Genomic DNA, 6,621 nt, shown 5'->3' with positions numbered 1-6,621 from the left:
TCCGCGTACTTGTTCGTGAGCTGCGAGCCCTGTGCGGCCATCACGGCCGGGCTCGTGTAGTTTTCCGACGCGATCAGCTCGATGTGATCTTCCTGGCGGCGGTTTTCCTGCTCGATCGCGGCAAAAAGTTCCGGATCGACGTTGGCAACGGTGCTGGTGGTGCGATTGAACATGCTGATTGACCCAAAGAGAATGAATGGCTGACCGCGGGATGCCGGCTACGGGGTGATTCGGCCTTCGCATTCCAGCAGACGCGCAACCGTTCAGATAGAAGGATTGCGACATTCCGCCAGAACACGCCGCGCGACGGGCAGACAAAAAAAATCGAAGGTCCGCATCGCTGCGGAACCTTCGACGAATCGTGCCGAGCATGCTGCAGGCAGGACGCCTGCCGCCGGCTTCCTGCGAACATCCGTAATCAGACCGCCGAAAAGCAGTTGTCGACGAACAGGTGGGTGCCGTTGACGAAACTCGACTCGTCGGACGCGAGGAACAGCGCGGCCGCCGCGACTTCCGACGGCTCGCACAACCGGCCCTGCTGAACCGCGATCGCCGCTTCGGTCGCATCGACGCCCATCGCCTGCAGGTCCTTCAGTTCGCGCATCCCGTGCGGCGTGCGGATGAACCCGGGCGCCAGCGCGTTGCAACGAATCCCGCGATCGCGATACTCGACGGCAATGGCCCGCGCGAACATGTGGCACGCGCCCTTGGTCGCGTCGTACAGCACTTCGCCCGGCGTCGCGCAGACGGCCGAAATCGACGACGTGCAGACGATGCTGCCGCGCCCTTTCTCCAGCATTTGCGGCAGCACGGCTTGCGTCATCAGGAACATGCTCTTGACGTTCACGCCCATCAGCCAGTCCCATTCCGACTCCTCGATGTCGAGGAACGGTTTGACGATCAGCGTGCCCGCGTGATTGAAGAGGATGTCCGCATTGCCGTACTGCTTGCGCGCCGCATCGACCGCGTTCCGGACCTCCGCCTGCTTCGACACGTCCGCGCCGAGGCCGATCGCCTGCAGGCCGGCGTCGCGCAGCCGCGCGGCGAGCGTTTCGGCCGCGTCGCCGTCGCGGTCGACGATCGCCACCTTCGCGCCCTGCGCGGCGAACAGTTCGGACGCCGCACCGCCGCATCCGCCGGCGCCGCCGCTGACGATGGCGACCTTGCCGGCCAGGCGGCCGTCAATCTTGACATTCATGTGTGGTTCTCCAGTCTGGTTCATTCGGTCTGCTTAGCTGAACAGGGTCCGCAGGTGATCGTTGAGGAAGTAGCCTTCGGGATCCACGCTGCGGCGCAGCGCCCGGAACGCTTCGGCCTTGGGGAACCAGCGATCGACGTCGTCGCGGTTCGTGAAATGCAATTTGCCCCAGTGCGGGCGTGACGCGTAGTCGCGAAGGATGTCGTCGACGTCCTTCAGGAACGGCCAGTAGTCGACGCCGTTCGGGCCGCCCGAGCATGAAATCGTGACGCTGTCCTGTTGATGGAACGGGCTGATCCACGCCGGATCGCCCTTGGTGAAACGGTATTCGACCGGGAAGATGCAGTCGCGGTGTTTCGTGAGAACGAGCTCGCGCACGCGGCGCAGCGCTTCCTTGCCGTGTTGCGCGGGCACCGCGTATTCGAGCTCGTGGAAGTTCGGCACGTAGTGGATCGCGTACACCTCGGAGCTGTAGGCGATCTTCTCGTGCTCGCCTTCGTGGAACGTGCGTTCGTCGGTGACATCCATCACCTTGATCTCGCACACGTCGTAGTCCTTCTTCGAGTTCGACACCTTCGTGGTGTCGGGCAGGCAGTACAGGTCGCGGCTTGCGGAGGTCGGGCACCAGAAGAAGCCGAAATGCCGGTGCTTCGCCGCCAGCTCGTCGTACTGCTCCATCAACGCGTCGAAGTCCTCGCGCCACACGCGGTCGTGCAGCCAGAACGCATCGGTCACCTGCAGCGTCAGCTCCGACACCACGCCGAACATGCCGATATTTACCTGCGTCGCGTGCAGCAGGTCGGGATCCTTCCGGTCGCTCACGTCCAGGATCGAACCGTCCGGGCGCACGATGCGCATCCCGACGACCTGCGACGACAGGTTGCCCAGCGTCGTCCCCGTGCCGTGCGTGCCGGTGGCGAGCGCGCCGGCGATCGCCTGCGAATCGATGTCGCCCTGGTTGACGAGCGACAGGCCGACCTCCTTCAGGTGGCGCGTCACCGCATTCAGCTTGGTGCCGGCCTTCACCGTCACGCGCTTGCGGCCCTGATCGACGTCGACGATGCCCTGGTAATCCTGCAGCGACAGCAGCAGCCCGCTCGTCGCGACGACGGGCGTGAACGAGTGCCCCGATCCCGAGCAGCGGACATGCTTGCCCTGGTGCGTCGCGGTGCGCACCAGCTCCGCGATCTCGGCCTCGCTGGTCGGCGCGGCCAGATGCGCGGCCACGCACGACTGGTTGCCGACCCAGTTTCTCCAGAATCCGCCACGGGGAAGTTCCATCGACGTCGCTCCAGTATTGGTGTCGTGCCAAAGGTAGGGCGTCGGCAGGCTTTTCACTATCGGATTTCGGCAAGTTAGGGTTTTTGACGAGCATGTGCCGGTTGCGGCCTTTTTGACCGGCCGGGCGAGCGGCTACAATCGATCGGTCCGGTCCGCCCCCTTCCCGCGCCTTCCCGCCCCCGATGACGCCACCTGCCCATCCGAGCGATTTCTCCCGCGACCCGCTGTTCGCGCGCACGGTCGCGTTCTGCGCGTTCACCGACGTGGAAGAACAGGCGCGATCGTTCGACGGCTGGAACATGAACTACACGCAGATCTCGGGCGGGCTGTTTCACGGCTCGTCGTCGATCGTGTCGCTGGGCGGCATCAAGCTGCTGGTCGAGGATCTCGACAAGATCATCCTGCAACAAGGTGCGGTGCCGTCCGAGCGGATCGCCGTGGCCGTGCCGCTGGAACTGGAAGGCCATGCGCGCCTGTGCGGCGAGAAAAGCGGGCGCGACAGCCTGCACGTGTTCTCGAGCCAGCCGCAATTCGAGTTCTATTCGCCCGACCGGCACGTGCTCGTGAATGTCGAGATCGAGCCCGAGAAGCTGTCGACGGAGGCGATGCGCACGGTGGCCGCGTCGCTGCGCGCGCAACCCCATTCACCGGTGATTCCGATGGCGACCTATGTGGCCGACCATCTGCGCGACCTGCTGCGCCAGACGCTGGCCGCCGCGGCCAGAAGCCCGCGCATCGACGACGTGGCGACCCAGGACCGGATCGAACTGCTGGAGCGCACCGTGCTGTACGCGATCTCGGAAGTGATGACGGCCGCCGCGCCCGAGGCCGGCGTGCAGGCCGCGCGCCCGACGAAGTACTGGGCGCTGGTCAACGCGGTGCAGGAACGGCTCCAGGACGCATCGACCTGCCCGCTGTCGATCGCCGAACTGTGCGTAGCGCTCGGCATCAGCCGGCGTACCGCGCAGTACGCGTTCCACGACACGCTGAACCTGAACCCGATTGCCTATCTGCGGGCCGTGCGCCTGAATCACGTGCGCCGCGAGCTGCGGCTCGGCGATTCCGTCACGTCCGCCGCCACCAAGTGGGGCTTCTGGCACCTGAGCAGCTTCGCGCAGGACTATCGCGCGATGTTCGGCGAACTGCCGTCGGCCACGGCGAAACGCTACGCCGCGCACCGGGCTATCTAGGCATCCTTCACGATCCGGCGGCCGGTGCGACGATGATCGCACCGGCCGCCGTGCTGCCTGCTACGTCACTCGTCCTGCTGTTCCTGCTGCGCCTGCACCTGCCGCTGCTGGATGAACTGCCGCACATCGCTCATCGTCACGCGGCCGGTGTGCTTCGCATCGATCTCGTCGAAGTGCTTCGACACGAAACCGAGCCCGCTGCTCTGCGCCTGCGCCTTCGTCACGGCCGCGCCGTTGCTCAGCACGGTATTGCCGCCGAGCCGTGCGTCGACACGCTGCTGCGCCTGCTGCTGCAGCACCGAGCCGGTCGACGGCAACACCGGCGCCGCGCGCGTGGCAGGAAAGAACGGACCGTCGACACCGCGCCCGCCGTGCGGCAGCTTCACCGGCGCCACCGCTTGCGGCGGCAACGCGTAGGCACTGCTCGTCACGGCACCGAGGACGATCAACGGAAACATACGCCGCATCAATTTGATTAGGGACATGATCACTCGCATTCAATGGATGAACAGAGGGTTCCTTTGACAAGGAGTCCCGCTCAAGGAGCCGCCGCCAGCGTCGTCGCGGCCGTCGCGCCCGGGACGCTGCCGGTCGGTACGCTGGGCGGGTTTTCATCCGGCCACGGCGGCGGCAGCGTGTGCAGCGTCAGTGCCGTCGGAATCCGCGCGCCCTTGTAGAACGTCTTCAGGTCCCGCTTCATCTGCGGGCGGGCGACGTCGTCCAGGTAGATCATGTGGCCGCCCTGGAAGAAGTTCACCTGCAGCTTCGGATTCAGGCCCTTCACCGTCTGCAGCCGCGCGAGTTGCTTCTCGGTGTTGAAGAACGGCGTCGCGAGATCGTGATAGCCATTCTCCGCGAGCACGCGAAGCTTCGGGTTGAGCTGCAGCGCACCGAGCAGATCGGGGATCGTGTCGGGCATCGGCTGGCCGTCGTGCGAGAAGTCCCAGACGCCGATGATGTTGTCGTTCAGCGGCAGGTACGTCGCGTTCGGTGCGGTGTAGCCGAGGTAGTCCGGCATCTGCGTCGCGAGCGCGTTCGTGAACGGCTGCGAGATCAGGATGTCGGACGGATCGCCGTCGTTCTGCAGCCGCGGATCGGAGTTCGGCAACGACACGCGCCCGTCATACCGGCCGATCGTCGTCCCAGGCAGCAGGCTCGTGCCGAACGGGTTCGCGTTGAAGTAGCCCTGCAGCGCCTGCAGCGTCAGGCCCGACGGTATCCCCCACAGCTTGAGCGTCGCATCGCTCGGGAACACCGGCGTGCCGAGCGCATCCGGAATGCCGAGCTGGCTCAACACCCACGACTGCGAATACTTCTGCAGCTGGTTGTAGATCAGCGTCGTGAACAGTTCCGTCTGCAGTGCGTAAAGCCCCTGGTTCACCGGCGCCGGCGACACCTGGTTGAAGTACGCCGCGACCGCCGCATAGCCGGGCAGATAGCCGGCCACCGTATCGGTTTCGAGCAGCAGCCCTTCCGTCGACTGCGTGATCGCCACCGCTTCCACCGCATCCGCGAAGTAGTTCAGGATCGCCGACTGCAACACGATGCCCGTCAGGTGCACGCCGGCCGATTCGAGCGCGAGCGCCAGCATGTCGGTACGCGGCGTGCCGTACGATTCGCCGTACAGGTAGATCGGCGACGTGCTGCGGCTGTTGACGTTCAGGTAGCGCTGGATGAAGTCGCGCATGATGTTCACGTCCGCATCGGAACCCCAGTACTTCTGGTTGGTGTTCGGCAACACGGCTTCCGACAGCCCCGTTCCGGGCGGGTCGATGAACACAAGGTCGGTGGTGTCGATCAGGCTCTCCGCGTTGTCGACGATCGGATAGTTCGGCCAGTTGCTGCCGAACCCCGGATCGGGCGTGGCCACCCGCGTCGGCGCGAACGAGCCGAGCCGCAGCCAGATCGACGACGAGCCGGGGCCGCCGTTATAGACGAACGTGACGGGGCGCGGCTTGCCGTTCTTGCTCGGCGCGGTGTACGCGACATACGACATCGACGCTTCCGCGTTGCCGTTTGCGTCCTGCGCGGTCAGGTGGCCGGTCGTCGTCGTGTAGTTGACCGTCGTGCCGCCGCCCTTCCACTGGTAATGCATGACGGCCGCTTTCTCGGACACCTGCGACGCGGCGAGGCCGTCGGTCGCATTCATCGAGTACGCGACCTGGTCGACGTAAGGCTGGTTGGCCGCCGGCGTCTGGCTGCCGGCCGCTTGCGCACTGGCCTGCTGGCTGGCCGTGGCCTGCGCGAGGCTCGACGCGCCGACGGACGACGAATCGTCGCCGCCGCACGCCGCGAGCGCCAGCGTCATGGCGGTCAATGCGCCTAGCCCGGCCATCCTGCCGCGACGGGCGCGGTGGCTGCCGGTACAGCTCCTGTCTGGTTTCATCTCGTTCCTTGTGCCTGGTTCGGATACCACTTCACAAAGGCCGCCTTCACTGGCGAGACGCGCAGCAACACCCGCCACTCGCGCAAAAGCGGTTGGGATCGGACTGCTTCAAGAGACTGAACGTGATACAGACGCAGCAAACTGCTGGCGAGAATCGTGCTTGAACCGCCCCCTGCAGTTTGGACTTCTTTTCTGATTACCAAAATTTACGACATCGACAAAATAGGCGGTGCTGCGCCGCGTTGTCAAAGATCATTCCGATATTAAAAATCCCGTAATGATGCGAAGGGCCGCCAGTGTCTGGCATTTGAAAGAAAACGGGATTATTCGCAGAAGGCGCTCTTTATCGGCAATGCTGCGCGAAATATTTTACTTTTTTCTCATAACACCGAAGCCTTGCCTGCATTGACGCCGCGACGACAAATCCTTCAAATCGACAGGATTTTTCTTTCATTTTTATTATACGTGATCGATTAATACTGCGCGGCGACACTCACTCATCACGCCAGGATTCGATTAGCTTCAACCTTTCCTTAATCGCCATGCCGCCGTGCACCGCATCATCC

The 6,621-nt window shown here is 64.3% G+C and carries 5 protein-coding genes and 1 pseudogene; 1 reads left to right on the top strand and 5 read right to left on the bottom strand.

Annotation, left to right across the window (positions count from 1 at the left end):
- The 3 genes and pseudogenes from glyA to HWX87_RS35210 form a co-directional block, all read right to left on the bottom strand.
- Positions 1 to 173 (bottom strand): annotated as a pseudogene (glyA, locus tag HWX87_RS35220) (serine hydroxymethyltransferase); the annotation flags it as partial.
- Between the two features lie 245 nt (positions 174 to 418).
- Positions 419 to 1,198 carry an SDR family oxidoreductase gene (locus tag HWX87_RS35215; RefSeq protein ID WP_176051471.1) on the bottom strand — a complete coding sequence of 260 codons (780 nt, stop codon included), beginning with the start codon at positions 1,196 to 1,198 and terminating at the stop codon, positions 419 to 421.
- Between the two features lie 33 nt (positions 1,199 to 1,231).
- Positions 1,232 to 2,479 carry a D-arabinono-1,4-lactone oxidase gene (locus HWX87_RS35210; RefSeq protein WP_176051470.1) on the bottom strand — a complete coding sequence of 416 codons (1,248 nt, stop codon included), beginning with the start codon at positions 2,477 to 2,479 and terminating at the stop codon, positions 1,232 to 1,234.
- Between the two features lie 182 nt (positions 2,480 to 2,661).
- On the opposite strand from HWX87_RS35210, the gene HWX87_RS35205 reads away from it, so the two are divergent.
- Positions 2,662 to 3,669, top strand: coding sequence for a helix-turn-helix domain-containing protein (locus HWX87_RS35205; RefSeq protein WP_176051469.1), 1,008 nt, complete (start codon positions 2,662 to 2,664; stop codon positions 3,667 to 3,669).
- A gap of 65 nt (positions 3,670 to 3,734) precedes the next feature.
- On the opposite strand, the gene HWX87_RS35200 is transcribed toward HWX87_RS35205, so the two are convergent.
- Together HWX87_RS35200 and HWX87_RS35195 are read right to left on the bottom strand one after the other, a co-directional pair.
- Positions 3,735 to 4,127, bottom strand: coding sequence for a 2-oxoglutarate dehydrogenase (locus HWX87_RS35200; protein WP_244137820.1), 393 nt, complete (start codon positions 4,125 to 4,127; stop codon positions 3,735 to 3,737).
- A gap of 80 nt (positions 4,128 to 4,207) precedes the next feature.
- Positions 4,208 to 6,055: a peptidase S10 gene (locus tag HWX87_RS35195; RefSeq protein ID WP_176051467.1), complete on the bottom strand. Its 1,848-nt coding sequence runs from the start codon at positions 6,053 to 6,055 to the stop codon at positions 4,208 to 4,210.
- Positions 6,056 to 6,621 lie beyond the last annotated feature (566 nt).

Origin of the sequence: Burkholderia sp. BCC1644, from assembly GCF_902833225.1 — a bacterium.
In the GTDB taxonomy this organism is placed as follows: domain Bacteria; phylum Pseudomonadota; class Gammaproteobacteria; order Burkholderiales; family Burkholderiaceae; genus Burkholderia.
Note: the sequence above shows the minus strand (reverse complement) of the source record. Positions and strands in the feature narration are given on the sequence as shown.